Origin of the sequence: Neobacillus sp. 114 (assembly GCF_030127045.1) — a bacterium.
In the GTDB taxonomy this organism is placed as follows: Bacteria; Bacillota; Bacilli; order Bacillales; family Cytobacillaceae; genus Neobacillus; species Neobacillus rhizophilus.
In genome coordinates, this window is record NZ_CP126144.1 from 5,306,470 (window position 1) to 5,332,185 (window position 25,716).

Below are 25,716 nucleotides of genomic sequence, written 5' to 3' on the forward strand. Positions count from 1 at the left end.
CCCCTCGAAAAGTATGTACAGCGTTTAGCGCTGATACAAAAAAACTATTCGGGGAAATCACAACCGATAACAGGTAGTCAAGCCATCTCATGTTGGGAAAATTTTTTATTTTTTAAAAAATTAACAGTAAAAAATTACAGTCTTATTAACAGTTAGCTCTTACAACATAAAACCGCCCATCTTCCAAGGGGCGGTTTTGTCTTTTAAAAATATTTCTTTTTCCAAAAAATATAGGCCGTTAAACAGGCTAAACATGCCGAGAGGATCAATGGAATTGCAAATGCATAGGTGTTTTTCTCGAATGGAAGCTCTACGTTCATCCCGTAAAAACTCGCCACCATCGTCGGCAGTGCGAGAATAATAGTGATGGATGTTAAAAACTTCATAACGATGTTCAGGTTATTTGAAATAATTGAAGCAAATGCATTCATCATTCCCGATAAGATAGAATGATAGGTTTCCGCCATCTCAATCGCCTGCGTTTTTTCAATAATCACGTCTTCTAATAAATCCTTATCTTCCTCATACATTTTCAAATAATTAAAGCGCAAAATTTTATCCATAACGACCTTGTTTGACTTTAGAGAAGTAGTGAAATAAACCAAGCTTTTTTCCAACGCAAGAAATGCGTAAAGTTCTTTATTTTTCAAGGATTGATGAACAACCCGCTCAATCTCATTGGTTTTCTTATTGATTTGCTTTAAATATCGAAGATAATAAGATGAAATGACAAATAATATCTGCAGGGCAAAACGTGTTTTTTTGAAGGTGTAAAATTCCTTTACCCTGTTTTTCCGGAATTCATCAATAATTGGAGAATCCTTCAAAGAAACGGTAATAATATTATCATCGGTCAGAATAATGCCGATTGGGATTGTCTCGTAAACGGCAAGACCTGATTCATCATGGACGATATAAGGAAAGTCGACGATAATGTAGATTCTGCCATCGTCACGCTCAATCCTTGGGCGCTCTTCATCGTCCAGCGCGTCTTTGATAATGTCGATGTCGACCTGTGCGTCATTTGAAACTTTGGCTATTTCTTCTGCTGTCGGGGCGTACATATTTACCCAGCAGCCCTTTGAAATGGCATCCACCTTTTCTAACATTCTTGTTTCAGTGCTTTTAAAAATTTCCAACATGCCAAAACCTCCTCACTCTCATTTTTGAGGAAGCCAACCGCCTTTTTTTAGAGTTGATATTCTTGCAGCAGCCAATTTCATCAATTCAAAAAACACATTGACTTCCCCGCTCCTTTCAGGGTCCGGGTCTATGGAATAACTCAAAAATATCAACTCCTTCTCTGTAGTTATCTTTATTTTTTAAGGGTACCGCAAGATGCAGCACCCTATACCAATCCTATCATAAACCCAAATTTCCGAAAGTACAAATCAGTTTTTTTTGGTAAATTATTTTTATTCCGGAAAATAAGGGTTTAAATGAATAAGCACTTCTTCGATATTGTCATGCTGATCCATCAGCTTTACCTTGATGGATCTGGCAAGATCATGCCCTTCCTTAATGGTTTTATAATGGTCAATGGAAATCCGTAAATCAACCAAAATGTAATGACCGAGTTCTCTAGCCCTAATTCGGTCAATCCTCCTCACATCGGAAAATTCATGGATAATAGCAATATATTCTTGAATGGTTTCATTGTTAATATTCCGCTCCAGTAAAATATCGAATGCTTCAGTTAACATTTCTTTGGCAATTTTAAAAATGAGATAGGCGACAAAAATACTTGCTACCTTATCACCGTACTGCAGGAGATGAATCGAAAAGCGTTCACCGATGATGGACAGCAGAACACCAATGGCAGCCGCAAGCGAAGCAACAATATCGGCTTTGTGATCAAACGCAATTGCTTCAATCGCTTTTGAATTATTCTGTTTGGCCACGTTCATGGAACTTCTATATAAAACCACTTTTGCAACGTAAGAAAATACCGCCACCCACATCGCCAAAAGGCTCGGTGATTCGACTTCCTTGAAGAAACCTGTAATCCCTTCGTATACAAGATAAATAGACACAAGTAACAATAAAATACCCACAATTCCTGAAACAATGACCTCTGCTTTCCCATGTCCATATGGGTGCTCCTCATCGGCAGGTTTATTGGCAATTTTGATGACCAGCAGAACAATAACGGATGCAAAAACATCGGCAGCTGAATGGATTCCATCGGCAAATACGGCATCACTATGGCCATACCAGCCTATTATCATTTTTCCTAAAGTAAGGATAATATTACTTATTACACTTATCCAGGCAATTTTTTTTGCCAAAGCTTCTCTTGATCCCATAACAACCCCCTAAAACAATCCCAAGCTGCTCCCTCTACTCTTCATGCACGTCTTTTTCTTTTTTAATCATTTCGATTTCTTCGATTACCGCGATTCTGTTAATTTCATCATGCAAAAAGTGAAATGCCTGATCCAATTGTTCCTGCGATGGAAATTCAGTTCTCTTCTTCATATATAGTGCCCCTTCCATGGATTTATTTTATAGGAGTAAGACTAAAATAAAAAGAAACAATACAGATGTAACACGAAAAGCGAATGCGCCTTGATCAGGCGCTGCAGCTAGACAATTATAACAAAAAGGAGAGAGATACATGGTGAAAAAAGACCCAAAAAAAGGAACTGAAGTGGCGGGCAGCTTCTTTCATGCCAGTTATTATCAAAATAGCGATCCACTTTCCTCCGGTTTTGCCACGACACATGAGCAGGTTAGCGATGTCTATGCTGAGGGTGAAATCGGTGCCGTCGTCGAAAATGAAGACGGTGCAGACATTCCGCTGAATAATAACAATAAATCAGAGTAAATATCAGAGAAAACAGCTCTCGTTTGAAAGCTGTTTTCTTTTTTTAAGAATCAGGTCCTTTGCTATCTATCGTCCCGATCCACATACGGGTCATGTTCGTAAGCCGGTAAATCCCCGAAACTTGTCATGATCCCTTCTTCATCAAGTGAGTCCTCATATTTTTCATGCTGTGGATTCGGATAAACGGTGATATTTTTTCCATACATATCATTGCCGACAAAATTTTCATAATCCTCGACATAGCCGATATTTTCATCTGCCTCAACATACACGTCCTGATAATTATCCTGCGGGAAGGCCAGGTCGGATGGCGTGTCCGACGTTCCCCATTGTGCAACAGTCTGCCAGGAATCCTCCGCATCAAAGGCAACGCTCTCGTCCTTTTCATCCATATCAAATTTACCAAATGGAGGCATGAGGACACCTTCTTCGACAGGACGTTTATGAGAGGTCACCTGATCCGGGCTATGCTCAATGCAGTACGTAGTGTTCGGCAATGCTTCCAAACGCTCAAGCGGAATCTCCTTATCGCATACTTCACATTTACCGTATGTCCCATTTTCCATCGCCTCTAAAGCCTTGTTAACATTGTAGAGCTCTAATTTATAATGTTCCAGTAAAGCATTATCTTTTTCCCGCTCATATAGCTCCGTTGCTTCATCAGCCGGATGATTGTCGTAGGAGGACAATTCGCCCGTTGATTCATGAGCATGGCCTCTTTCTAAACCTAAGTGGTCATTTTGCTCCAAATGTGCCTCCAGCTCACTCTTTTCCTCTAATAATTGCAAGCGCAAACCAGCCAGCTTTTCTGTCGATAACATCCAAATCTACCCCTTTCATTAGAAAAGCGTTTGTTATAAAAAATCTATATCATGCCTGATGTGTCCAGTTTTGTCTAGTTCCTCTTTAGTTTCATTTGTTTCGCGGCGGTTTATGTAATAAAAATTTAATTCCATAAAAAAACAAACTGAACATCCTTTGAAGATTGAATAAGAAACAAGCAAGAGTATATCTTAAGAAATATATTTGAGCATTAGAAAAGAGGGATTAATTTGGTAAATGAAGACTTTGATAAGTTTAAAAAGGCGCAAGAAAAACACCAGGGAGAGTATTTAGGGTCGGATAGAAGACAAATGCCTGGCCTGAATGATGAAGACTATAATAACCAAAGCATTACTGACAAATCACCAGGTGCCACTGGGCGCAACGTATAGCCGGGGCCAAATCAGTATAAAAGGAGATATTATATGGGTAAGTCAACGTCTGGCTCAAAGGAAACTACTTTGCGCTGGTGGCAGCTTTCCTTGTTTGGGATTGGCTGTACAATCGGGACAGGTTTTTTCCTGGGCTCGAGCTTGGCAATTAAGATGGCGGGACCGTCCATTTTAATTGCCTATTTAATCGCTGCGCTTGGCACCTATTTAGTATTTGATGCCCTATCAAAAATGACCGCCAAAGAGCCGCTTGAGGGCGGCTTTCGGTCTTATGCCAAAAAGGCTTACGGCAGATGGGCTGGGTTTAGCAGCGGCTGGGTATATTGGTGTTCAGAAGTTTTGATTATGGGGAGCCAAATGACCGCTCTATCTATTTTTTCGCGATTCTGGTTCCCAAACATTCCCCTCTGGGTATTTGCTGCCGTTTACGCCATCCTCGGATTGGCCGTCATTCTTATTGGTGTGGGCATTTTAAATAAGCTGGAAAATGTTCTTGCTGTCTTAAAGGTGGCAGCCATTTTAATGTTTATCATTATTGCCCTGTTGGCCATATTTGGCGTGATTGATGGTGACCGTCCGATTCAGTATCCTAACAGCAAAAAGGATTTCTTTCCGGGCGGAATGAAAGGACTGTGGTCTGCTGTTATTTTTGCCTATTATGCCTTTGGTGGCATTGAAATTCTAGGTTTAATGGCAACTAAATTAAAAGACCCTAAGGAAGCTCCAAAGGCCGGCAGGGTTATGCTCTTTTCCCTAATGGTCATCTATGCCCTATCGATAGGGATTGCCGTCACCATGGTCAATTGGCAGCAATTCAACGCCAAGGAAAGCCCGTTTGTTATTGCATTGGATGCTTACAACCTTTCGTTTGTGCCGCATATCTTTAACGGTGCTTTAATAATTGCCGGCTTTTCCACCATGGCTGCTTCACTTTATGGAGTTACCAGTGTTTTAGTTACCCTTGCAAAAGAAGGGGATGCTCCGGCAAGCTTTGCAAAGGAAGGAAAGCTAAAGATTCCGCTGCCTACACTAATTCTTACAATGATCGGCATTACTGCATCTGTCTTGTCAGCATTACTGATGCCAAATCGAATCTATGAATATATAACGACTGCAGCCGGATTGATGCTGCTTTATAATTGGATGTTTATTCTTGCTTCACCAAGAAAAATTCTTAAAATAACTGCTAAAGATAAAATAAAATATTTTCTTGGAATCCTGTTGATTTTAATTGCGGTAAGCGGCACCTTATTCCATACCTCAAGCAGACCTGGTTTCTTCATCAGCATTGCTTTTGTTGGAGTGATCGGTGCAATTACCTTAATCATGAGAGTGAAATGGAAAAGAAGTGAGAAGAACAAAAAGAAAACCATCCTTAAACCATGGCCGACAGCTTAATCCGTCAAAAAGGCGGCAAAATGCCGCCTTTTCCCTAAAGTGATTAAAATAAAATACTTATCGCCTGAAAACCAAAATACATGCCGAACGCTATTAAAGATAGACCTGAAAGTATCGAAATTACCACAAGAAGCCTTGATGTTAAAAAATTTCGAAAGCTGCTGGCCACACTCGCCATCATAATGTCCCAAATCAACAGCCCAATAAAAATGGCGCTGCTGTACAATACAAGCCTCCCCGCATCATAAGAAGCGGCCGTTTTCGCAAGAACAGAGCCGTAAATTCCCAACCAAAATAGAATCGTTAAAGGATTGGAGATTGACATAAAAAAACCGGTAAAAAAGGATTTTAAAAGTGGCTCCTTTCCACGATAATGATTCATATGGATTTTCCCAACATTAAGGATCGTTTCCACCCCCGTATAAATGAGCACAAAAAAGCCAAAAAGCCACAGAAAGGTCTGCATAAACTCGGTATCGAGGAACTTTACTACTCCTATGTAAACGACCAGCATATATACGCCATCGGCAACTACCGCACCTACTCCAATCAGCCATGAGTGCATAAAACCGCTCCGGATTCCCCTGTCAATTTGCGCTGCATTAATCGGACCAATGGGAGCAGCCAGTGATAGCCCTAGTAAAATATAACTTAAAAATACATTCATTTGATCTTCTCCCCCCAAAAAGCCTGTCTATAACATATGTATTCAAGGGAGGGAGGTTGTACGACAAAAAAAAAGAGGGTAGGCCCTCCTCTTATTTTAGGTTTACAGGAAATAGTTCTTCATCATTGGTGGTGTTCAGTAAATGACGCCGGGGAATCGGCAGATTTAACGTATCGATATCAACAATGTATTTAGGGCGCTGCTTCGTTTCCTTATATATTTTTCCGATATATTCCCCGATTAGACCAATCGCAATTAACTGCAGCCCGCCAATTAACCAGATGGAGGTAATCAGCGAAGTCCAGCCTGTTTCGGTATTGCCTAAAAATTTTAGAGTCAAGAAATAGCCGCCAAAGATTATACTCATCAGAAAAGAAACAAAGCCAATTACCAGCACAAAGCGGATCGGCGAAACAGAAAAGGAGGTAATCCCATCAAAGGCAAATGCCAGCATTTTTTTTAACGGATATTTAGTCTCTCCTGCCTGCCTTTCGAGCCTGTCATAATACACCACATCCGTGTGAAACCCGAGAAGCGGCACGATTCCTCTCAGGAATAAATTCACCTCTTTAAAACGCTCCAATTCATGTAGGGCCCGTTTACTCATCAGCCTGAAATCAGCATGGTTATAAACAAGGTCAACACCTAATTTTCTCATCATTTTATAAAAGCCTTGGGCCGTGCTTCGCTTAAAAAATGTGTCCGTTTCTCGGCCTTTTCGTACACCGTAGACGATCTCGCTGCCTTCATTAAATTTCATAACAAATTCGCGGATGGCTCGAATGTCATCTTGAAGGTCCGCATCAATCGAAATGACGCAATCAGAAAAATCTTTGGCCGCATGGAGCCCAGCAACAAGTGCGTTTTGGTGACCGACATTGCGGGCCAATTTTAAGCCGCGGACATATTTATTTCGCAGCCCCTCTTTATAAATCAGTTCCCATGTTTGATCCTTACTTCCGTCATCTACAAACAAAAGCTTGCTTTGCTTTGAAACAAGCGAATCGGCAATCAGCTCCTCAAGTTGCTGCTGAAGCTTCACCATTGTTTCCGGCAAAACTTCCTCCTCGTTATAGCACGGTACAACAATAGTAAGGATTGGTTCCATCATCTGCTAATACCCCCGATGTTAAAATGTCTTATACAAGTAAATTTTCCAGGCAGACGTTTTGGTGACAAACACCTTTTCAAGTGTCAGCTGATTTTTAGCAGCATTATCGATCGGGATAGCTGAAAAAATATAACGCCCGCCCATTTCCTTAAAAACAGCCGTGTTTAATTCCAAGTTTTTTAGATGCCGCTTGGAATCTTTTTTTATCATATATCTCTTTCCAAGCTGTGCCGTATAAATATAGCAGCGCCCGCCCCATTGGTCGAAATACTTTTGAATGGTTTTATTTTTAGCCAATTCCTTTTCAATTATTTTCCTAAATTGATGTTTGTAGCTTAATGGATAAAAATTATTATAGGTATCAAGTGTGTAAAACCCATTAAACTGGGCGATTGCCGGATGGATGCCAATACTTGCGACCCGATACTCCTCCTGGGGCAGCGCAATATAATCTTTAATTTCCGCGAATAAATCCTCGGCATAAAACTGCTTCACTGTCGGTTTGTCGCGGTAAATGATTTCATCATTGAATAGTCCCAGCACCAGAAGCTGCATTATCGCTAAACACTGGGCTGTTTTCGCCCAATTGACTCCCTGCATGGTGATGATTTTAAGGGCTAACGCAAAGCTTGCATAGATCACCATCGGCCGTAAAAAATGATAACGGGCGAAATTAAAGGTATCCATAAAGTGGAATTTTTTTGTCAAAGGCAGCCAGCCCTCATAAAACCAGAACGCATACCATAACGACAAGAAGAAATTTAGGGCAAATAAAAAAACAAAGATTCTTTCCTGCCTCCACAGCTTTTTTGAAACAATAAAATAAAAGGCGAAAAAAGTAGCTGGCAGGATGATTAAAGTATGAACCGTCATTACATGGGTGTGTCCCAGTAGATAATTTTTAAAGGTGAGCCGGACAGCACGCCAAAAGGGCAGTTGCGCATGGAAATATTCGTCGCGGCTATTCGGTTCTCCTTTAAATAAAAAAGAATAGACTAAACGATACTCAACAATTGCAAAAACAAATGTCATATAAACAATCGCAAACAAGAAGCGAAGGTTCCAGCCCTTTTTACGAAGACAATCTACTAGCCAAAAAACCCCCATCGCACTTAAAAAAAAGAAAAATCCCAATACGATGCTGGCGTAAAAAGGCAGGAAGGTTAACACCGCATAATCCTTTAAAGACCCTTCACCGCTGCGGATATTTAAAAACGCCCACAAGGCCAGCGGCATGCCTAATGTACTTAACATCCCAGATGGCCAGAACGGCGTCATCGCAAAGGCCAGGGCTGCGGAAATGTTTAATAGAAGCCAGCGTCCATCAGGAAGAAAATGATTTTTTAACAGCAAATACATCCCGAAAAATGCCGTGACTCTCGTTAATGCCTGACTTAATGCATAGGCCGTCATCGTTGGCAGCAATGAATGTAGCCAAACAATGACACTGTACTCCGTTCCAAAGGCATTCCTCGAAAGGAGCCCATTAATAATTTGCGGAACTGCCCCCTCAACACCGCCGAATATTTCGCCGCTCCTTGCCAAGACCTTATACCAGGCGATGTTGGAGTCCAAATTATCGTGAACCCGAATATGGGCATTTTCCTGCAGAATAAATAACGGAGAAAGATAGACTGCTAAAACAAGCAAGGCAAAGATGATATATCTTTGCTCTTTTTTTGTTTCCATCATCACTTTTTGCACCTCAAAAACATGGTTGTAATTAGTTCAATTTTCCTTTTTAAACTTTGCATTTTGGCTGGAAATTATTCCATAAAAAAAACCTTCCGGCAAATGGAAGGCTTTTTTGTATTAATGTTTTACACTTTTCCTGTCATATGTATTTAAAAGTTGGTCCAGTTGCTGACTGCATTGGACTACATTTGGATTGGAGTACCCATAAAGATGCGCTAATTCAATCATTTCCTGTCTCGTTTTTTCAATAATGGATAACAAAGAATTCTCCCTCATCATCATGCTCCAACCCTCAATTTCATAATATAACAATAGTATTAAACATAATTTACAAGTTTTCCTAGATATATACAAGTACCTTAATGCAAAGAAAATAGTTTATTTTGTGAAGATTTTGTGAATGTAAATTCTTATGAATAAGGAGAGAGGCAATTGTGCTCCTCTTCTCCTCATTAAGCGAATCAACCTAATCTGATAGCAATAATGATTCCAGTTCCGCTACAAGTGATTCCCCAGCGTTCAAGGCATGATCTGAAAGACTGGCATCTTTATCGGTCGGCTCTTGAAACTGATTAAAGGAACCGGAAAATGTGCCGGAAGTTCCTTGTTCATCAATTCCTTCCTCATATTGGTGGGAGAGCAGAAACGGCCTGCCAAGTTCAACCGTGCAGCCATTTCTATCGAGGTTGCCATCAACCGCTGTAAATGGCAGCCTTAAAAATTGATAGCCATCTTGATCATCTATTTTGTAATCAAAGGAACCATGGTCATAATCCCAATTCCCGCCAATAGAATAGCCGATAGGTTTTAATTTTTGTTCAAGCTTATACAAATCAAACTGTTTTCCTTCAACTTTAGACGGCAATTCCTTCAAAACATATCACCCCTTTTAGACATTAAGGTTAGTATTCCCTTTGCTAATAAATTCATAAAAAAGAGTGCCGAATTTTATCAGCACTCTATACTTTAATTATTATTTTAAACGTTTTTCCAACTCTGCCTTTTTCTCTTCAAATCCAGGCTTGCCTAAAAGAGCAAACATATTCACTTTATAGGCTTCCACACCAGGCTGATCAAATGGGTTGACGCCAAGCAGGTAACCGCTCATGGCGCATGCCTTTTCAAAGAAATAGACAAGATAGCCAAATGTATACTCATCCATTGCCGGAATCGACACAATTAAATTTGGAACGCCTCCATCGGTATGGGCAAGCATGGTTCCTTCAAATGCCTTGTTATTAACGAAATCAACAGTTTGACCTGCTAAATAATTAAGTCCATCAAGGTCGTTATCAAATTTCTCAATAGTCAGCTCATGACGAGGATTTTCTACCTTGATGATGGTTTCAAATAGGTCACGGCGCCCTTCCTGCACATATTGACCAAGGGAATGAAGATCCGTTGAAAAATTAGCCGATGATGGATAGATGCCCTTTTGGTCTTTTCCTTCACTTTCTCCGAACAACTGCTTCCACCATTCTGAGAAATATTGCAGCCCTGGCTCATAATTTATCAGCATTTCAATGGACTTACCTTTATTATAAAGAATGTTTCTGACGGCTGCATATTGATAAGCCTGGTTGTCCTCAAGCTCTGAATGGCTATAGTCCTCCTCAGCTTTGGCAGCGCCATCCATCATTTTCACAATATCCGCTCCGCTCGCAGCGATTGGCAGCAAGCCCACAGCTGTTAACACTGAATAGCGGCCACCGACATCATCAGGAATGACAAAGGTTTCATAGCCTTCTTCGTTCGAAAGTGTTTTCAAAGCTCCTCTCGCTTTATCGGTTGTCGCATAAATTCGTTTGCGTGCTTCATCCACACCGTATTTTTCTTCGAGTAGTTTACGGAAAATACGGAAAGCAATCGCTGGCTCTGTGGTTGTTCCGGATTTGGAGATCACGTTAATCGAGAAATCCTTATTTTCAAGAAGGTCCATAATATCCCGCATATAAGAAGAGCTGATATTATTGCCGGTAAAAATAATTTGCGGGGTCTTCCGCTTATCTTTTGGCAGGGCATTGTAAAAGCTGTGCTGAAGCATTTCAACTGCAGCTCTTGCTCCTAAATAAGAGCCGCCAATCCCGATAACAAGGAGAACATCGGAATCTGTCTTGATTTTTTCAGCTGCTTTTTGGATCCGGGCAAATTCCTCTTTGTCATAGTTAGTTGGTAGGTCAATCCACCCTAAAAAGTCACTGCCAGCTCCGGTTTTTTCATGAAGGGAATGGTGGGCCACTTTAACGGCATCCCTTAAGTATGTAAGTTCATGTTCTCCAAAGAAGGAGAGAGCTTTTGAGTAATCAAAACGAACATGTGTCATGCATGATCCTCCATTATTTTATATTTCATAAATCACTTTATCGAATAAGGGGTGGATTAGCAAGGAAAGCCCCCTGTTGTAAGCGTACCCAATTTTGATGATTTTTTTACAAAATTGGACATTTTTCGTCTTTTGCTTTTATTTTTGCGTTTTGCCCGCAGAAAAAGGCCCGGGCAGTAAGCCCGAGCCACTCTTCTTATAATGCTGCACGATAAATCGCCAAGCAATCTTCTCTATTCAATTTTGTAAAGTTGCCAAATTCCCCGTTGGCCATGGCACGGTCTGCCATCAAGTCAAGCTTGCTTTCATCGATGTCATAATCAGCTAAACGAGCAGGGGCACCGATGCTATTCCAGTACTCCCGCAGCTTACGAATACCTTCAAGGCCTGCTTCCTCAGCGCTTTTCCCTTCAGAATTAACGCCAAGAACCCGTTCGGCAAGCTGCTTGAAACGCTCAGGCTTGACTTTGAGATTGTGCTCCATCCAATGCGGGAAAAGAATCGCAAGGCCGCCGCCATGCGGAATGTCATAAACTGCCGACACTGCGTGCTCTAAATTATGGGTTGCCCAATCGCCGCGGTAGCCCATATTTAAAATACCGTTTAAGGCCATGGTACCGCAATAAAGAATGGTTGCCCGGTGATCATAATTCTCGAGGTCTTCCAGCAATTTTGGTGCTGTTTCCATAACTGTAATCAACAGAGATTCGCACATGCGGTCCTGAAAATCCGTTTCCTCAGTAAGATGGAAATAATGTTCAAGAACGTGGGACATCATGTCAACAATTCCGTAAATGGTTTGATTTTTTGGAACGGAATAAGTATGAACTGGATCAAGAATAGAGAATTTCGGAAATGTTACCGCACTTCCCCAGCCGTATTTTTCATTTGTTTCCCAATTTGTAATGACGGAACCCGCATTCATTTCCGAACCGGTTGCAGCCAGTGTCAGCACGGTGCCGAACGGAAGCGCTTCCTTAGCAAATGCTTTTTTAATGACTATATCCCAGGCATCGCCGTCATATTTCGCTCCGGCAGCAATTAATTTGCTGCAATCAATTACACTTCCGCCGCCTACTGCCAAAATGAAGTCTATTCCTTCTGTTTTGCAGATTTCTACCCCTTTTCGGGCCGTTGTTATACGTGGGTTGGGTTCTACTCCAGGAAGTTCAAATACCTCTGCCCCAATCTCATTTAGAATTGTCACGACCTTGTCATATAGACCAGTACGCTTGATGCTTCCGCCCCCATAAACAAGCAGGACCTTTTTCCCATAGCGCGGAACTTCTACTTTTAGCTGTTGAAGCTGATCTTTCCCAAAAATTAATTTGGTTGGATTTTGAAAAATAAAATTATCCATTTTTTTGAACACTCCCTTCCATTTTTATTATTATGGATATTAAGTTTTTTTGCAAAATTGGCGCCCAGCATATCCCTGGAGACAAACGAAATACCCGCCAGCAGGCGGGCATTCCTTTCTTCATTAAACCCATCCTCTATAAAGAGATGCCTCGGCCATTTTTTGGATCCCCGTCATACAGGCAGCCAAACGCATATTAATATTTCGGCTTTGCGACAAGTCATAGACCGTGTTAAACGATTGGACAATCTTTTCTCGCAGTTTATCTAAGATTTCTTCTCTGCCCCAATAGTATCCTTGTTTATTTTGAACCCATTCAAAATAAGATACAATTACACCCCCGGCCCCAGTTAAAACATCGGGCACCAGAAAAATGCCGCGCTCAGTAAGGATTCTGGTTGCCTTAATGGTCGTTGGGCCGTTTGCCACTTCAGCCACAATCCTTGCTTTTATGGCATGTGCATTTTGGGCCGTAATTTGATTGGAGACAGCAGCAGGAATCAATATATCACAGTCCTGCTCTAGTAGTTCTTCATTTGTGATGACACCGTCAAAAAGAGTTGATATCGTGCCAAAGCTGTCACGTCGTTTAAGAAGGTACTCTATATTTAAGCCGTCCGGTTCATATAGGGCACCATATACATCCGAAATGCCGATTATATCTGCTCCTGCTTCATGCAGAAACTTGGCAATAAAACCGCCGGCATTGTCGAACCCTTGAATGATGACCCGGGCTCCCTTAAGTCTTATCCCCTGCTTTTCGGCTGCTTCTTCAATGCAGATCGCTGCCCCCAATGCTCCGGCTATATCACGGCCTTCTGAACCCCCGAGCACGAGCGGCTTCCCAGTAATGAATGCAGATGAACCATACTGTTTAAGCTTGCTGTATTCATCAAGCATCCATGCCATAATTTGGGCATTCGTGTAAATATCCGGGGCCGGAATATCTTTGGTCGGCCCGACAATTTGGCTGATTGCCCGCACATAACCACGGCTTAACCGTTCAAGTTCTCCCATTGACATGGTTCTTGGGTTACAAAGGACTCCCCCTTTTCCTCCTCCGAAGGGGAGACCTGCAATCCCGCATTTTAGACTCATCCAAATTGCCAATGCCTTTATATCATCTTCACAAACGCGGGGATGAAACCGAATTCCCCCAATTGTTGGCCCAAGGGCATCATTATGCTGGGCTCGGTAGCCTGTGAAAATTTTTGTCGATCCATCATCCATCCTCACTGGAATTCTTACAATGAGCGACTTCATTGGCTCAGACAGCAAATCAAACATCTCCGATTTAAACCCTAGTTTATCTAATACTTCTCGAAAGACCATTTGTGTAGATGTAAGCAGGCTTAATGTTTCTTTTTCTTTTCCATCTCCAACCGTATTCCCCATAACTGCACCCCTACTATATCAAAAAGTCCCCATATGATCAGCGGGGGGTAAAGCCCCACTGCTTTCATGCATGATGTCGTTATCCTAATATTTTTTGAATTCGTTCAATTGCCCAGTCGAGTTCTTCTTTTGTAATGACCAGTGGTGGTGCAAAGCGAATGACGTTGTCATGGGTTTCTTTACACAATAGACCCTCGTCTTTTAATTGCTCACAATATTTTCTAGCAGGTTCAGAGAGTTCCATACCAATAAACAGGCCGCGCCCGCGAATTTCCTTAATTTTTGGATTCTGGATTTCCCTTAGTTTCTTAACGAAATATTCTCCTAGCTCCAATGACTTTTCCGCTAGTTTCTCTTCTTGAAGAACGTCGAGTGCTGCGATTGATACTGCGCATGCCATCGGATTCCCGCCAAAAGTCGATCCGTGTGAGCCCGGATTGAAGACTCCTAAAATCTCGTTATTGGCTACAACACAGGAGATTGGGAATACACCTCCGCCAAGTGCTTTTCCGAGTATATACATATCCGGTTCAATGCCTTCCCATTCACAGGCAAACATTTTTCCTGTCCGTGCCAGACCTGCTTGAATTTCGTCGGCAATGAACAGAACATTATTTTCCTTGCAAAGGTCATATGCTGCCTTGATATATCCTTCAGGAGGAATAATAATACCCGCTTCACCTTGGATTGGTTCAATTAAGAAAGCAGCAGTGTTAGGTGTAATCGCCGACTTTAAAGCCTCAATATCGCCGTATGGAACTAGTTTAATCCCCGGAAGCATTGGGCCAAAACCACGTTTGTATTCGTCGTCAGAAGACAAAGAAACTGCCAGCATCGTTCTGCCATGGAAGTTTCCAACGCAGCCGATGATTTCAGCTTGAGTATCAGGAATCTTTTTGACATCATAGCCCCAGCGCCTTGCTGCTTTTACAGCGGTTTCCACTGCTTCAGCACCAGTATTCATTGGGAGAGCCATTTCTTTGTTTGTCATTTTACAAATTTTTTCGTACCAAGGTCCAAGCTGATCGTTATGGAAAGCACGGGAAGTCAGCGTTACCCTATCCGCCTGTTCCTTTAACGCTTGAATAATTTTGGGGTGGCGGTGGCCTTGATTGACCGCTGAATAAGCGCTAAGCATATCCATAAATTTATTGCCTTCCGGGTCTTCCACCCAAACTCCTTCAGCCTTATGAATCACGATTGGCAGGGGATGATAATTATGTGCTCCATACTTCTCGGTTTTTTTAATAATTTCTTGCGAATTTATATTTGCAGGCATTTATTAATCCTCCGTTTTCAGGCAATTTTAGTTACATACATCTTTATTGTAGCCCAGCACAATAAAAGAATGAATTTGTTCACAAAAATTTTTATAATCTTCTTTAACGGAATCAATAGCGACGGTTAACAGAAAAAATAAAGCCTAGACCCGTTATATGCTGAGTCTAGGCTTTAAAAATACTATTTTTTAATTTCTTCTCGTTGAGATTGGTCAATCCATTCCTGGAGCTTTTCTTTTAATGTGTTGAATCCTTGCTGTCCATCGCCTTCTTGGATAATGGCAGCAGCAGCCTGGCGCTTACGCGGCTTTTTAGGGCGTGCCGCTTGTTGAACAGGTGCTTCTTCTGTAGCTTTGATGGAAAGGCCAATTTTTCCAGCCCCTTCATCTACCGACAAAACTTTAACCTTTATTTCGTCGCCTACTTTTAAATGGTCGTTTATATCCTTCACATATCCGTGCGTGATTTCAGAAATATGAACAAGACCCTGTGTATTTCCGTCCAAAGCAACAAATGCCCCATATGGTTGAATACCTGTTACTTTACCTGTTATAATACTACCGGTTTCAATTTTTCCTGACATGAAAACACTCCTAAGTAAATAAATTATATATCCCTTTTATACGCATTATAAAATTATACCACATCAGCTAGTCATAATCAAAAACTAATTTCCAAAAAATAAACAAATTCTTCAATATTTTCAAATTGTCAGAATATCGTAACATTATTTTGCAATGAGATTAAAAAAAAGAATAGTTACCATGATATAATAATAGACAGCAAACTATCCAAAAATAGGGGTGAACAGTATGAATTCAATCGGTCATATTATTAAAGAGGCCCGTGAAAGACGCCACATGACCCAGGAGGAACTGGCACAAAAGGTTAGAGTAGGGATTCAAACGATTGAGAATTATGAGTCAGGGGAACAAATTCCAAGCTCTCAAACGATTTTAAAACTATCTACTGTTCTCGATATTCCGGCTGCAGAGCTTTTAAAAAACCATAAAGAACCATCTGTTAATGAATGACGAAAAAAAGCGGAAATTTCCGCTTTTTTTATTTTTTGAAGTATATATTGGGGAAAATGTGGAAATTATGATAACATAAGCTTTCTAGTATTCCCCCCTTTTTGAGCGGACCGCCTAACAGTTGGTCCGCTTTTTTTGTTAGATCGAACATGAATCATTGGATTTAATGGTTAAAAGTTCTTCCGCCATTTTCAAGCAGTTCTCCAACGGAATGATTCTCTCAAAAGAAAATTCATATATGCTTTGGATTCTCCTTGCCAGCTTGGCAGGATCATCTAATTCATGGACAGCCTGAATCACATCCGCGATCTCTGTTTCATAACTAGCGTTTGTCAACTGAAATGGGTTCCATTCATTCAATAAATCAACGATTTTCAAATTTGTTTGAATCTCTTTTCTCATCGTAAAAATCTCCTATTATTTTTCCATTTTGCTTAAAATATTTTATCATAAGAGATAGGCACTATAAAAATATTTCGGGTGGTGGGACAAAGATGTCAATATTTAATGAAAGAATTGACCGGAGGAATACCTCCTCAGTTAAATGGGAGGCAACAAAGCATCTTTTTGGAGAAGAGGACCTGTGGCCGATGTGGGTTGCAGATATGGATTTCAAGCCGCCACAGGCTGTCATCACGGCAATAAAGGAGCGGGTAGAGCACGGTATTTTCGGCTATACATTTGTACCTCCCTCCACATCTCAAGCGATAGCAGAATGGCTTTTGAAAAGACATCAGTGGAGTATTGAGCCAAATTGGCTTCTGTATTGCGGCGGCGTGGTACAGGCAATCAGCACGGCTATCCAAACGTTTACCGAAGAGGGCGATCATGTACTGCTCCAATCACCAGTGTATACACCTTTTTTCGATATGATAGAAAAAAACAATCGAAAGATTATCAATGCTCCGCTTATTCTTGACGAAGATAAGTACAGGATTGACTTTACCGCCTTTGAAAATGCTTTAAAGCAAGGCTGCAAGCTCTTTTTGCTGTGCAGTCCGCATAACCCTGGAGGAAGAGTTTGGATCAAGGAAGAGCTGGAGAAAATTGCTGAACTCTGTTTAAAGTATAACTGCCTGATTCTTTCTGATGAAATACATTCCGATCTCGTCTATAAAAAGCATAAGCATATTCCGATTGCGTCACTAAATGAGGAAATAGCTGAAAAGGTGATTACTTTTATTGCCCCCAGCAAAACTTTCAATCTTGCTGGTCTGCACGCTTCCGCTGTCGTAATCAAAAATGAAACCTTGCGTACTCAATTCCTGGAAACGATGAGGCGACAGGGGTCCTTTTCACTGAATACTTTTGGCATCACCGGGATGGAGGCTGCCTATCGTGAGGGCGAGGCTTGGCTCGAGGATTTGCTTGATTATCTTCAGAAAAATAAAGATTTCGCAATTTCCTATCTTAAGGAGCATCTGCCTGAAATTACTTGCATCGACTCGGAAGGAACCTATCTGCTTTGGCTGGATTGCCGAAAGCTTGGACTTAGCGATAAGGAACTTCGGCAGCGCCTCCTCCAAAAAGGAAAACTGGCGCTCGAGCCCGGCCCAAAATACGGGCCAGGCGGCGAAGGCTTCGTCCGCATGAACATCGCCTGCCCCATGGATGATTTAATCGAAGGATTGAAGCGGCTGAAAAAAGCATTTGAATAAAAGAAATCCTGACCCCACACGTAAATCAGCAGGGGTCAGGATTTTTTTATTTTAATACATATTCAGCCAGTACGCTTTGCAGTTCATAGATATTTAAATTTTTGTTAAATTGTTTTTGCAGTGGCAGGGCACTGCCGGAAACCCAAATTTTTAGTTCTGCATCCAAATCGAAATTCCCGGCCGTTTCAATGCTAAAATGAGTAATACTCTTATAAGGAATCGAATGATACTCGACTTTCTTTCCTGTTAAACCTTGCTTGTCCACTAAAATCAAGCGCTTGTTTGTAAAGAGGAACAAATCGCGAATCAGCTTATACGCCTTCTCAATTTGTTCATTCGGCGCCAGCACCTTTGCAAATTCCCTTTGAATTTCCGCAACATTTACTTCCGAAGCATTACCCATTAAGCCATCCAAAAATCCCATCAATACTCCTCCATTCTTCCAACTTTTCTCATTTAAGTATACTAGAAAACTCACAGAGATACTGTGAGTTTTTCTAGATTTCCAGCCATTCGGTATGGAAGGTCCCTTCCTTATCGACTCGCTGATAGGTGTGGGCTCCAAAATAATCCCTTTGCGCCTGCAGCAGGTTGGCAGGCAATACTGCTGAACGGTAGCTATCATAGTAGGCAACGGCACTTGACAAGCCTGGAACTGGAATTCCTATTTTTACGGCAGTTGCCACCACTTCCCTAGCAGACTCTTGATAATCAGCGGTAATCGACTGAAAATAAGAATCCAACAATAAATTTTCCAAATGCGGATCGCGGTCATAAGCATCCATGATATTTTGCAGAAATGCCGCTCGAATAATGCAGCCTCCCCGGAAAATTTTTGCAATTTCACCTGGCTTCAGGTCCCATTTATACTCCTTGGAGGCTGATTGATATTGACTGAATCCTTGTGCGTAGGAAATGATTTTACTAAAATATAAAGTTTTTCTGATATGCTCAATAAAATCCTGCTTGTTTCCAATAAACTTATTGTCGCGCGGCCCACTCAAAATTTTGCTTGCTTTCAAACGTTCATCCTTCATAGCTGAGATAAACCGTGCAAAGACAGATTCGGTAATCGTTGATAATGGCACACCTAATTCAAGCGCACTTTGACTGGTCCATTTTCCCGTTCCCTTTTGTCCGGCCGTATCAAGAATGACGTCAACTAAAGGCTTGCCGGTATCAGTGTCGATTTTTGTAAAAATATCCGCAGTAATTTCAATCAGGTAGCTGTCTAGCTCACCTCGGTTCCATTCGTGAAAAACTTCATGAAGTTCTTTTGCGGATAAGCCCAGCATTGATTTCATAAGATGGTAAGTTTCACAAATAAGCTGGATATCCCCATACTCGATGCCATTGTGTACCATTTTGACAAAGTGTCCCGCTCCATCTGGTCCTATGTATGTACAGCATGGCTCACCATCTACCTGTGCAGAAATTGCTGTAAGCAGCGGACCGACGTGCTCGTATGCTTCTTTTTGGCCGCTCGGCATGATGGAAGGACCCGTTAATGCCCCTTCTTCTCCTCCTGAAACTCCAGCACCAATGAAAAGAATCCCTTTGTCCGCAAGCGCCGCATTCCTGCGAATCGTATCCTGATAGTAGCTGTTCCCACCATCAATAAGGATATCTCCTTGCTCCAAATGTGGAACGAGTGATTCAATTGCCTTATCCGTAATCACACCGGCATTCACCATCAACAAAATCTTCCGGGGTGTTTCCAGCGATTGGATAAATTTCCCGATGTTTGTGGTCCCGGTAATGTTTTTATCTTTATGCTGCTCTAATATTTCGTTTACTTTCTCGGCAGATAGGTCGTAGATGGACACGGAGAAACCTTTGCTTTCAAAATTCAATGCCAAACTTCTCCCCATCACTCCGACTCCTACAACACCCACTTGTTGTTTAGACAATCTAAATCATCCCTTCAAGATGTTTAAAAAATATTTCACCATTTTTTATTATAAACGAAAAAATATTTCGAACAACTCTAATACACTAATTTAGAAAATTCAATTTTAGTATTCACTGGGAAGGGATGTTCATCCAATTTTTTTTACGTTTATGTTGATGCCACTTTTAGTGAATCTAGTATATGCTGCAAAAGCACTTCGCTTGAAACGTGCGGGGTACCGCCGCCTTGGGCAAAGGAGTCATTGCCCCCGCCTTTGCCGTTAATGAGTTCCAGTCCGCTTTGAATCAACTTATTCATCTTTTCGGTTCGGGACGCACCCCTAGCACATACTAACTGGAGCCGGTCTTCATTTTCTGCTGCCAGCACAACCACCGTTGCAGCATTTTCGCCAGTCACAAGCCTTGCCAGCTTTTGCAGTTCCTGAATCGAACGGTTTTGAAATACTTTACCAATAACACCAGCGGATGAGGACTTGCCCAGAAGCTCTTTCACTTCATATTTTAGTAGGAGCTCTTGCTGCTGCTCCAGTTCCTTCTCCAGTACCTTCCTACCTTCGATAAGCCGAATGGCTGCTTGTTCCATCTCTAGTTCTGGTGTATTAAGAAGTTTTGTTAAGCCAACCAGCACCTTTTGTTTCTGAGAAAACTGATTCAGGACACGTTCACCACAGACAAATTGAAGGCGGACCTTTTTCTTCTGTCTTTCCCAATCTAAAATCCTAATTGCCCTTATCTCACCTGTTCCTTTCGGATGCGTCCCGCCGCAGCCGTTATAATCAAAATCCGGAATGATGACGAGGCGGATATTTTCCTTAACCTTAGTCTCTTTTCGTAAAGGATATTGAGATAATTCCTTCTCGGTCACCCATTTTGTTTCAATCGGTCTATTTTCTAAAATAATTTGATTGGCCAGTTCCTCGGCTTTTTCTGCTTCTATTTCGGTTAATTGTTCAGTATCCAAGTCAATCGTGACGGTTTCATTACCTAGGTGAAAACCAACAGTTTTATACTCAAATAAATGCTCAAACGCCGCGGACAATATATGTTGGCCGGCATGCTGCTGCATATGGTCAAACCGCCGCTCCCAATCAAGTTTCCCGCATACCTCTTTTTTCTCCGAGGGTAATGGGATCTCAAGGTAATGGCGAATTTCACCATCGACTTCCTCCACATTAACCACTTTGACTCCTTCTATCAAGCCTGTATCAAATGGCTGCCCGCCGCCGGTCGGGTAAAAGGAAGTCTGCGATAACACCACGAACCAATTGCCTGAAGAATCCTGATCCTGCTTTACAACTTCCGCTGTAAAGGATTTTATGTACGAGTCAGTATAGTACAATTTATTTTCCATCATAAATGCTCGCCTCCGAAGTATTTCACTATACCCATTGTGGAAAAAAATAATCAATTAATCAAGTTAAATGAAAACTCGCCGATTGGCGAGTCCGATAGGACGGTTCATGAGGCGTAGTTGAATTTATACTTTCCTATTAGCCAGAGAAAAACCTGCTCCCGCGAAAGGAACAGGTAAAATTGATTAAAGTCGTATTAATTTCATTGAGGGATTATTTTTTTTCTGTTCTTGGGCCAGTAGGAGTGGTCATCTGTGGAAAACCGCCCATTTGCGGGAATCCTTGCTGTGGAAAACCGCCCATTTGTGGATAGCCGTGGTAACCGCCCATTTGTGGATAGCCATGGTAACCGCCCATCATATGCGGGTATTGCTGTGGAAAACCGCCCATTTGTGGATAGCCGCCCATTTGTGGGAATCCTTGCTGTGGAACACCGCCCATTTGTGGAAATCCTGTCATTTGCGGGGACCCCATTTGTCCAAACTGCCCTGGAAATCCGCCCATTTGTCTTTTGCTCATCCTTTATCCCTCCTAAACTATTTCATGGTAGTGTATGTACAACTAGTGGGATAAGCGTAGATAGATACCTATTCTTTGAAAAAAGGGCTTCCTTCATTGGATGATGACAGCCCCGATTTGCATCTTTTAGTTTTAGGAGCAATGGACATTACAACCATTGTTATCGTTTTTCATCCTGAGCTTTCTTTTGGCCCGGTTTCTGTTTATTATTGGAAACCTCCCCGCAGGCCACTCTTTTTCCTGAATTACCTGCCGGCTGCGTCATACCATCATCTTTTTTCTCAGTGACAACAATGGAAGTACCTTCCTTTGTGAACAAGGATTTCTTCCCATCCTTTAACGTTGCATTCGGGGCCATCAGGTCGACTTTCGCAGATCCGTCATCCTCAACAATTAAATTCGGCAAATCGCCGGCATGGGCACCTTTTGGATGAAGGAGGCCATGTTCTTTGCTTTCCGGATTAAAATGGTTCCCTGCCGATTTAAAATCGGGTGCTTTGCATGTGCCTTTTTCATGGATATGAATGGCATGTACACCCGGCGTCAGGCCCTTTAGGCTTCCAGTCAATTTCACCCCGCTTGACTGCTCAGCCAATTCAAGCGTTCCCAGCGAATCTCCTGAAGCATTATGCATATCTACATTCACCTTTGTAATCGTCTTTTCCATACATCCCGACAGAAACAGGAGCGGAATGAACAGGCAAAGTTTTTTCATATTTATAGATCCCCCCACAATAGACAATTTGCGATTAGTATGAACAATCGAATATTGTCCTATTCCCGCTGTGCCAAAAAGAAAAAGAACAGCCCTTTTTAGCTGTTCTTTTGTGAAGTATTATTTTGTTCAAGCTGTTTCTCTAATTCTTTTGCCTTCAGGGCTTCCCGCTTTGAAATTTTTATGATAAAGCGAAACGTAAGAATGGCTGCCACAAAGAAAATCGCAAAGCTGATGACAGCCGGGATATATTCTGATTTATCTTCCGGGAAGTATAAAAACAAGGATAGAATAAATGGCTGAAACATATTAATCTCCCTTTCTACAGAGACCTGTGTCTAAAGCCTAATTATACAATAAATGATGTTTCAGACCAATTTTTTATTCTCCTATTTTAGGACCTTGATATGCTTAATCACAACATCTGTTTCCGGCTTGTCCTTTGCATCAACCTTTATGTCAGTAATTTTGTCAACAATATCCATTCCCTCGACTACTTGGCCAAAAACAGTGTGCCGGAAGTCAAGCCATGGAGTCCCGCCATTCTCAGCATATGCCTCGATAATTTCTTTTGGATATCCTGCCTTTTCCAATTGCGACTTCATGGATGGGTCAAGCTTGGTGCTTTGAACGATAAAGAACTGACTTCCGTTCGTATTGGCACCTGCGTTTGCCATTGACAACGCCCCGCGCAAATTAAACAGGTTTTTCGAGAACTCATCTTCAAACGGCTTGCCCCAAATACTTTGGCCGCCTGTACCATTCCCGTTCGGGTCCCCGCCTTGGATCATGAAATCCTTAATGACTCTGTGAAAAATTAGGCCGTCATAATAACCATCCTCGCTATGTTTCACAAAATTTTCTACTGCTTTTGGAGCGTACTCTGGAAATAATTTGATTTTGATATTCCCCATTGAAGTTTCCATCTCCACAAGCTGTTCATTCTCAGCCACCTCTGTTGTAAGCTGTGGATAAACTGTATTTCCCACTTGCTGCTCTCCTTTCTTCTGCACAGTTTTTGGCTCGGCAGTGTCCGACTTACTTTCTTCCGTCTTACTGCTTGTCCCACATGCTGCCAATAGAACAACCATGATTAAAAAAGAAATAAAGATATGTACATTCCTTCTCATACTAGCTTCCCTCCATTCTCTCGCTTTAAACGAGATTATAATTTTTTGCATCATGTTTTTAATTTATTATTTTTCATAATAAAATGGAAGAAGTAAAGGAATTAATTTTAGAGTTAGGAGTGTTTTATTGTGTCAGAATTAGAAATAGGAACGATTGTAACGGGGATTTATAAGACTGGAAAATATATCGGGGAAATCACGGATATAAGACCCCAAGCCTATTTGGTAAGGGTTTTGGCGGTTGCCAAACACCCGATGCAGGGGGATTTACATAATCCTAAGGATGCTGATGTTATGATTTTTCATGAAAGACGGGCCCTGGCCCATCGGGAACAGGCGAATATTCCGAAAAAAATGGTCAAACCATTCGAAGGAGACGTACCTGAATATTTATCATCACTGAAGGAAGCATGTGGAAAAATGAGGCACGAACTGGAGGAGATGCAAACCAAATGGGCCGAAATGAGCCTAAACATGTTGGATTCCCTTGAAAAGGATTATTTTAAGTAATAGTAAAGGCCAAATCCATTAAAGTGATTTGGCCTTTTATGCGAATTCATTTAAGAACTTTGAAAAATCAATACGATCACCAATGGTCGTTGGTTGTGGCTTCTCTAAATAACGTTTATCCTTTTCTACCAACTTGAATATATTATAGGTAGTCAACGCATCATCTAGAGCCCGGTGGTGCCTGCCTGTCCCTTCCTTCCCATATTCCTGGACCGCTTTCCAAAGCCCGGTTTGATTTTGGTCACCGAAGAATCGTTTATACTCCATCGATAAATCTAATTCTGCAGCATGGAATGGAAACGCAACTCCTGCCGCTAAACAATTCTGGCGAAGTACCTTCATATCCATATTTCCCCACGTAACAATGGTGGTATCCAATTTGTTTTTATTAAATTCCTCGAGCTTTCGGATAAACTCAAAAAAGGATAACCCCGTGTCCACTTGCTGCTGCGTAATATGTAAGAAGGACTTGCAGCGTTCAGTTAATTTTGGAAATTTAAGCGGCGTAACAAAAGAGGAAAACTGCTCGGTAATATGATCATCCACAACCGCAACAATTCCAACCTCAATAATTTCCGCAAAAAAGTCCCTCACTCGAACATTCCGTTCAGGCATCGTAAATTCAAAATCAATAAACAAATGCTGCCGCGCTGCCTTCATCACTTTTCACCCGCCTTTCCATTTAAGTCGTCTTATTACATTATATAATCATACCTGTACAAAAAATTGTGCTCATTTCTTACATTATAGCATGAATTTGAAGTAAATTTTTTAAATTTTTGTACAATATGGTAAAAAAGGACGGGAAATATCTCCCATCCCAACTCATGACTATTTCTTTTTAATGACGGCCATCGTGCATCTTGATACGCAAATGAGGCGGTCCTGTTCATCAGTTAGTTTAATATCCCAAACCTGTGTCGTTCTCCCTTGGTGAAGGACAGTTCCGACAGCCGTAACCACTCCCTCATGTTTGGAACGTACATGATTGGCATTAATTTCAAGACCAGCGACAACCTCAGTCTCCTGGTCAACTAACTCATATGCACCGACACTTGCCACTGTTTCCGCCAAGGCAACCGATGCCCCGCCGTGCAAAATTCCAAATGGCTGGCGAGTGCGTTCATCAACCGGCATAGTGGCAATTACCTTTCCCTTTTCAAGGTGGGTGACTTCAATTCCTAGTGCTTGAAGCAATGTATTTTCTATCATGTATGTTCCCTCCGATATGTAATTGGTCCTCTTTAATCTATTCTCGTTTTTTGAACAATTTCCTTTATATTTTTTAAAAAGAAAAAACAGCCCGAGCTGAGCTGCTTTTTCAAATATTAATAATAAGGTGCTCCAAAACCAGGGTATCCGATGCCTGGATATCCAAAGCCTGGGTATCCAAAGCCTGGGTATCCGAATCCGCCATAGAACGGCGGTCTAAGAGCTAAAGAAGCACCAATTCCTCCGCCTATTCCGCCACCAATTAATCCACCTAAAAAGCTAAGCCCGCCAATAGCCAACGGCAAGCCCAATCCCCATCCCCCAATAAATCTTTGATCTTGAATTGGGTATGGACTTCGATAATAATATGGGTACATGAAGGCATTACCTCCTTTTCATTTATAC

At 41.6% G+C, this 25,716-nt stretch carries 32 protein-coding genes; 6 read left to right on the top strand and 26 right to left on the bottom strand.

Annotated elements, in window-relative coordinates:
* Nucleotides 1–203: 203 nt before the first annotated feature.
* The 4 genes from QNN06_RS26085 to QNN06_RS26100 all read right to left on the bottom strand — a co-directional run bounded on the left by QNN06_RS26085 (nt 204) and on the right by QNN06_RS26100 (nt 2,478).
* A complete protein-coding gene (locus QNN06_RS26085) occupies nt 204–1,142 on the bottom strand; it encodes a magnesium transporter CorA family protein (RefSeq protein ID WP_213117896.1) in 939 nt (312 codons plus the stop codon).
* 18 nt (nt 1,143–1,160) lie between these two features.
* Entirely contained in the window at nt 1,161–1,286 is a 126-nt protein-coding gene (locus tag QNN06_RS26090) for a hypothetical protein (protein WP_284036236.1), read from the bottom strand.
* 129 nt (nt 1,287–1,415) lie between these two features.
* Nucleotides 1,416–2,306 carry a cation diffusion facilitator family transporter gene (locus QNN06_RS26095; RefSeq protein WP_213117895.1) on the bottom strand — a complete coding sequence of 297 codons (891 nt, stop codon included), beginning with the start codon at nt 2,304–2,306 and terminating at the stop codon, nt 1,416–1,418.
* A gap of 34 nt (nt 2,307–2,340) precedes the next feature.
* Nucleotides 2,341–2,478, bottom strand: coding sequence for a hypothetical protein (locus tag QNN06_RS26100; RefSeq protein WP_284036237.1), 138 nt, complete (start codon nt 2,476–2,478; stop codon nt 2,341–2,343).
* Nucleotides 2,479–2,617: 139 nt separating this feature from the next.
* Here QNN06_RS26100 and QNN06_RS26105 point away from each other — a divergent pair, with 139 nt between their 5' ends.
* Nucleotides 2,618–2,827: a YozQ family protein gene (locus tag QNN06_RS26105; protein WP_213117893.1), complete on the top strand. Its 210-nt coding sequence runs from the start codon at nt 2,618–2,620 to the stop codon at nt 2,825–2,827.
* Between the two features lie 62 nt (nt 2,828–2,889).
* Here QNN06_RS26105 and QNN06_RS26110 read toward each other — a convergent pair whose 3' ends face one another.
* Nucleotides 2,890–3,648, bottom strand: coding sequence for a TraR/DksA C4-type zinc finger protein (locus tag QNN06_RS26110; protein WP_217032051.1), 759 nt, complete (start codon nt 3,646–3,648; stop codon nt 2,890–2,892).
* A gap of 231 nt (nt 3,649–3,879) precedes the next feature.
* Between QNN06_RS26110 and QNN06_RS26115 the strand changes: the two genes are divergently transcribed.
* Nucleotides 3,880–4,041, top strand: coding sequence for a hypothetical protein (locus QNN06_RS26115; RefSeq protein ID WP_284036238.1), 162 nt, complete (start codon nt 3,880–3,882; stop codon nt 4,039–4,041).
* A 33-nt stretch (nt 4,042–4,074) separates the two neighbouring features.
* Nucleotides 4,075–5,439: an amino acid permease gene (locus tag QNN06_RS26120; RefSeq protein ID WP_213117890.1), complete on the top strand. Its 1,365-nt coding sequence runs from the start codon at nt 4,075–4,077 to the stop codon at nt 5,437–5,439.
* Nucleotides 5,440–5,482: 43 nt separating this feature from the next.
* Here the strand turns inward: QNN06_RS26120 and QNN06_RS26125 are convergent, their stop codons facing one another.
* The 10 genes from QNN06_RS26125 to yugI all read right to left on the bottom strand — a co-directional run bounded on the left by QNN06_RS26125 (nt 5,483) and on the right by yugI (nt 15,853).
* A complete protein-coding gene (locus tag QNN06_RS26125; protein WP_213117889.1) occupies nt 5,483–6,106 on the bottom strand; it encodes a LysE family transporter in 624 nt (207 codons plus the stop codon).
* Between the two features lie 91 nt (nt 6,107–6,197).
* On the bottom strand, nt 6,198–7,217 hold the full coding sequence (locus QNN06_RS26130) for a glycosyltransferase (protein WP_213117888.1): 1,020 nt from the start codon (nt 7,215–7,217) through the stop codon (nt 6,198–6,200).
* 18 nt (nt 7,218–7,235) lie between these two features.
* Nucleotides 7,236–8,906 (bottom strand): DUF6044 family protein, encoded by a 1,671-nt coding sequence (locus QNN06_RS26135; RefSeq protein ID WP_481819270.1) that lies wholly within the window; start codon nt 8,904–8,906, stop codon nt 7,236–7,238.
* 123 nt (nt 8,907–9,029) lie between these two features.
* A complete protein-coding gene (locus QNN06_RS26140) occupies nt 9,030–9,194 on the bottom strand; it encodes an aspartyl-phosphate phosphatase Spo0E family protein (RefSeq protein WP_254124320.1) in 165 nt (54 codons plus the stop codon).
* Nucleotides 9,195–9,378: 184 nt separating this feature from the next.
* Complete coding sequence (locus QNN06_RS26145; RefSeq protein ID WP_213117886.1) at nt 9,379–9,786, bottom strand: YugN-like family protein; 408 nt, start codon at nt 9,784–9,786, stop codon at nt 9,379–9,381.
* A 99-nt stretch (nt 9,787–9,885) separates the two neighbouring features.
* Nucleotides 9,886–11,235: a glucose-6-phosphate isomerase gene (locus QNN06_RS26150; protein ID WP_284036239.1), complete on the bottom strand. Its 1,350-nt coding sequence runs from the start codon at nt 11,233–11,235 to the stop codon at nt 9,886–9,888.
* A gap of 196 nt (nt 11,236–11,431) precedes the next feature.
* The gene (locus tag QNN06_RS26155; RefSeq protein ID WP_213117884.1) at nt 11,432–12,595 is read right to left on the bottom strand and encodes an iron-containing alcohol dehydrogenase; all 1,164 of its coding nucleotides are present in this window, start codon (nt 12,593–12,595) and stop codon (nt 11,432–11,434) included.
* Between the two features lie 123 nt (nt 12,596–12,718).
* Nucleotides 12,719–13,990: a Glu/Leu/Phe/Val family dehydrogenase gene (locus tag QNN06_RS26160; protein WP_284036240.1), complete on the bottom strand. Its 1,272-nt coding sequence runs from the start codon at nt 13,988–13,990 to the stop codon at nt 12,719–12,721.
* A gap of 79 nt (nt 13,991–14,069) precedes the next feature.
* The gene (locus QNN06_RS26165) at nt 14,070–15,269 is read right to left on the bottom strand and encodes an ornithine--oxo-acid transaminase (protein ID WP_213117882.1); all 1,200 of its coding nucleotides are present in this window, start codon (nt 15,267–15,269) and stop codon (nt 14,070–14,072) included.
* Nucleotides 15,270–15,451: 182 nt separating this feature from the next.
* The gene (yugI, locus tag QNN06_RS26170; protein ID WP_217032063.1) at nt 15,452–15,853 is read right to left on the bottom strand and encodes a S1 domain-containing post-transcriptional regulator GSP13; all 402 of its coding nucleotides are present in this window, start codon (nt 15,851–15,853) and stop codon (nt 15,452–15,454) included.
* A gap of 229 nt (nt 15,854–16,082) precedes the next feature.
* Between yugI and QNN06_RS26175 the strand changes: the two genes are divergently transcribed.
* Nucleotides 16,083–16,304 carry a helix-turn-helix domain-containing protein gene (locus QNN06_RS26175; RefSeq protein ID WP_217032064.1) on the top strand — a complete coding sequence of 74 codons (222 nt, stop codon included), beginning with the start codon at nt 16,083–16,085 and terminating at the stop codon, nt 16,302–16,304.
* 138 nt (nt 16,305–16,442) lie between these two features.
* On the opposite strand, the gene QNN06_RS26180 is transcribed toward QNN06_RS26175, so the two are convergent.
* Complete coding sequence (locus QNN06_RS26180; protein WP_213117879.1) at nt 16,443–16,706, bottom strand: DUF1871 family protein; 264 nt, start codon at nt 16,704–16,706, stop codon at nt 16,443–16,445.
* Between the two features lie 92 nt (nt 16,707–16,798).
* Here QNN06_RS26180 and QNN06_RS26185 point away from each other — a divergent pair, with 92 nt between their 5' ends.
* Nucleotides 16,799–17,962 (top strand): MalY/PatB family protein, encoded by a 1,164-nt coding sequence (locus QNN06_RS26185; RefSeq protein ID WP_284036241.1) that lies wholly within the window; start codon nt 16,799–16,801, stop codon nt 17,960–17,962.
* 46 nt (nt 17,963–18,008) lie between these two features.
* On the opposite strand, the gene QNN06_RS26190 is transcribed toward QNN06_RS26185, so the two are convergent.
* The 7 genes from QNN06_RS26190 to QNN06_RS26220 form a co-directional block, all read right to left on the bottom strand.
* Nucleotides 18,009–18,386: a PH domain-containing protein gene (locus tag QNN06_RS26190; RefSeq protein ID WP_213117877.1), complete on the bottom strand. Its 378-nt coding sequence runs from the start codon at nt 18,384–18,386 to the stop codon at nt 18,009–18,011.
* Between the two features lie 73 nt (nt 18,387–18,459).
* Nucleotides 18,460–19,872 carry an NADP-dependent phosphogluconate dehydrogenase gene (gene gndA, locus QNN06_RS26195; RefSeq protein WP_284036242.1) on the bottom strand — a complete coding sequence of 471 codons (1,413 nt, stop codon included), beginning with the start codon at nt 19,870–19,872 and terminating at the stop codon, nt 18,460–18,462.
* 149 nt (nt 19,873–20,021) lie between these two features.
* Nucleotides 20,022–21,224 (bottom strand): alanyl-tRNA editing protein, encoded by a 1,203-nt coding sequence (locus tag QNN06_RS26200; protein WP_481819271.1) that lies wholly within the window; start codon nt 21,222–21,224, stop codon nt 20,022–20,024.
* A gap of 214 nt (nt 21,225–21,438) precedes the next feature.
* Nucleotides 21,439–21,744: a spore coat protein gene (locus QNN06_RS26205; protein WP_284036244.1), complete on the bottom strand. Its 306-nt coding sequence runs from the start codon at nt 21,742–21,744 to the stop codon at nt 21,439–21,441.
* A 160-nt stretch (nt 21,745–21,904) separates the two neighbouring features.
* Entirely contained in the window at nt 21,905–22,459 is a 555-nt protein-coding gene (locus QNN06_RS26210; RefSeq protein WP_213117873.1) for a superoxide dismutase family protein, read from the bottom strand.
* A gap of 98 nt (nt 22,460–22,557) precedes the next feature.
* On the bottom strand, nt 22,558–22,767 hold the full coding sequence (locus QNN06_RS26215) for a hypothetical protein (protein ID WP_217032069.1): 210 nt from the start codon (nt 22,765–22,767) through the stop codon (nt 22,558–22,560).
* An 81-nt stretch (nt 22,768–22,848) separates the two neighbouring features.
* A complete protein-coding gene (locus QNN06_RS26220; protein ID WP_481819272.1) occupies nt 22,849–23,385 on the bottom strand; it encodes a peptidylprolyl isomerase in 537 nt (178 codons plus the stop codon).
* A gap of 333 nt (nt 23,386–23,718) precedes the next feature.
* Here QNN06_RS26220 and kapB point away from each other — a divergent pair, with 333 nt between their 5' ends.
* Nucleotides 23,719–24,099, top strand: coding sequence for a kinase-associated lipoprotein KapB (kapB, locus tag QNN06_RS26225; protein WP_284036246.1), 381 nt, complete (start codon nt 23,719–23,721; stop codon nt 24,097–24,099).
* 36 nt (nt 24,100–24,135) lie between these two features.
* On the opposite strand, the gene kapD is transcribed toward kapB, so the two are convergent.
* The 3 genes from kapD to QNN06_RS26240 all read right to left on the bottom strand — a co-directional run bounded on the left by kapD (nt 24,136) and on the right by QNN06_RS26240 (nt 25,688).
* Nucleotides 24,136–24,759: a 3'-5' exonuclease KapD gene (gene kapD / locus QNN06_RS26230; RefSeq protein WP_213118006.1), complete on the bottom strand. Its 624-nt coding sequence runs from the start codon at nt 24,757–24,759 to the stop codon at nt 24,136–24,138.
* Between the two features lie 171 nt (nt 24,760–24,930).
* Nucleotides 24,931–25,311 (bottom strand): hotdog fold thioesterase, encoded by a 381-nt coding sequence (locus tag QNN06_RS26235; protein ID WP_213144358.1) that lies wholly within the window; start codon nt 25,309–25,311, stop codon nt 24,931–24,933.
* A 116-nt stretch (nt 25,312–25,427) separates the two neighbouring features.
* The gene (locus tag QNN06_RS26240) at nt 25,428–25,688 is read right to left on the bottom strand and encodes a hypothetical protein (RefSeq protein WP_284036247.1); all 261 of its coding nucleotides are present in this window, start codon (nt 25,686–25,688) and stop codon (nt 25,428–25,430) included.
* Between the last annotated feature and the right edge of the window lie 28 nt (nt 25,689–25,716).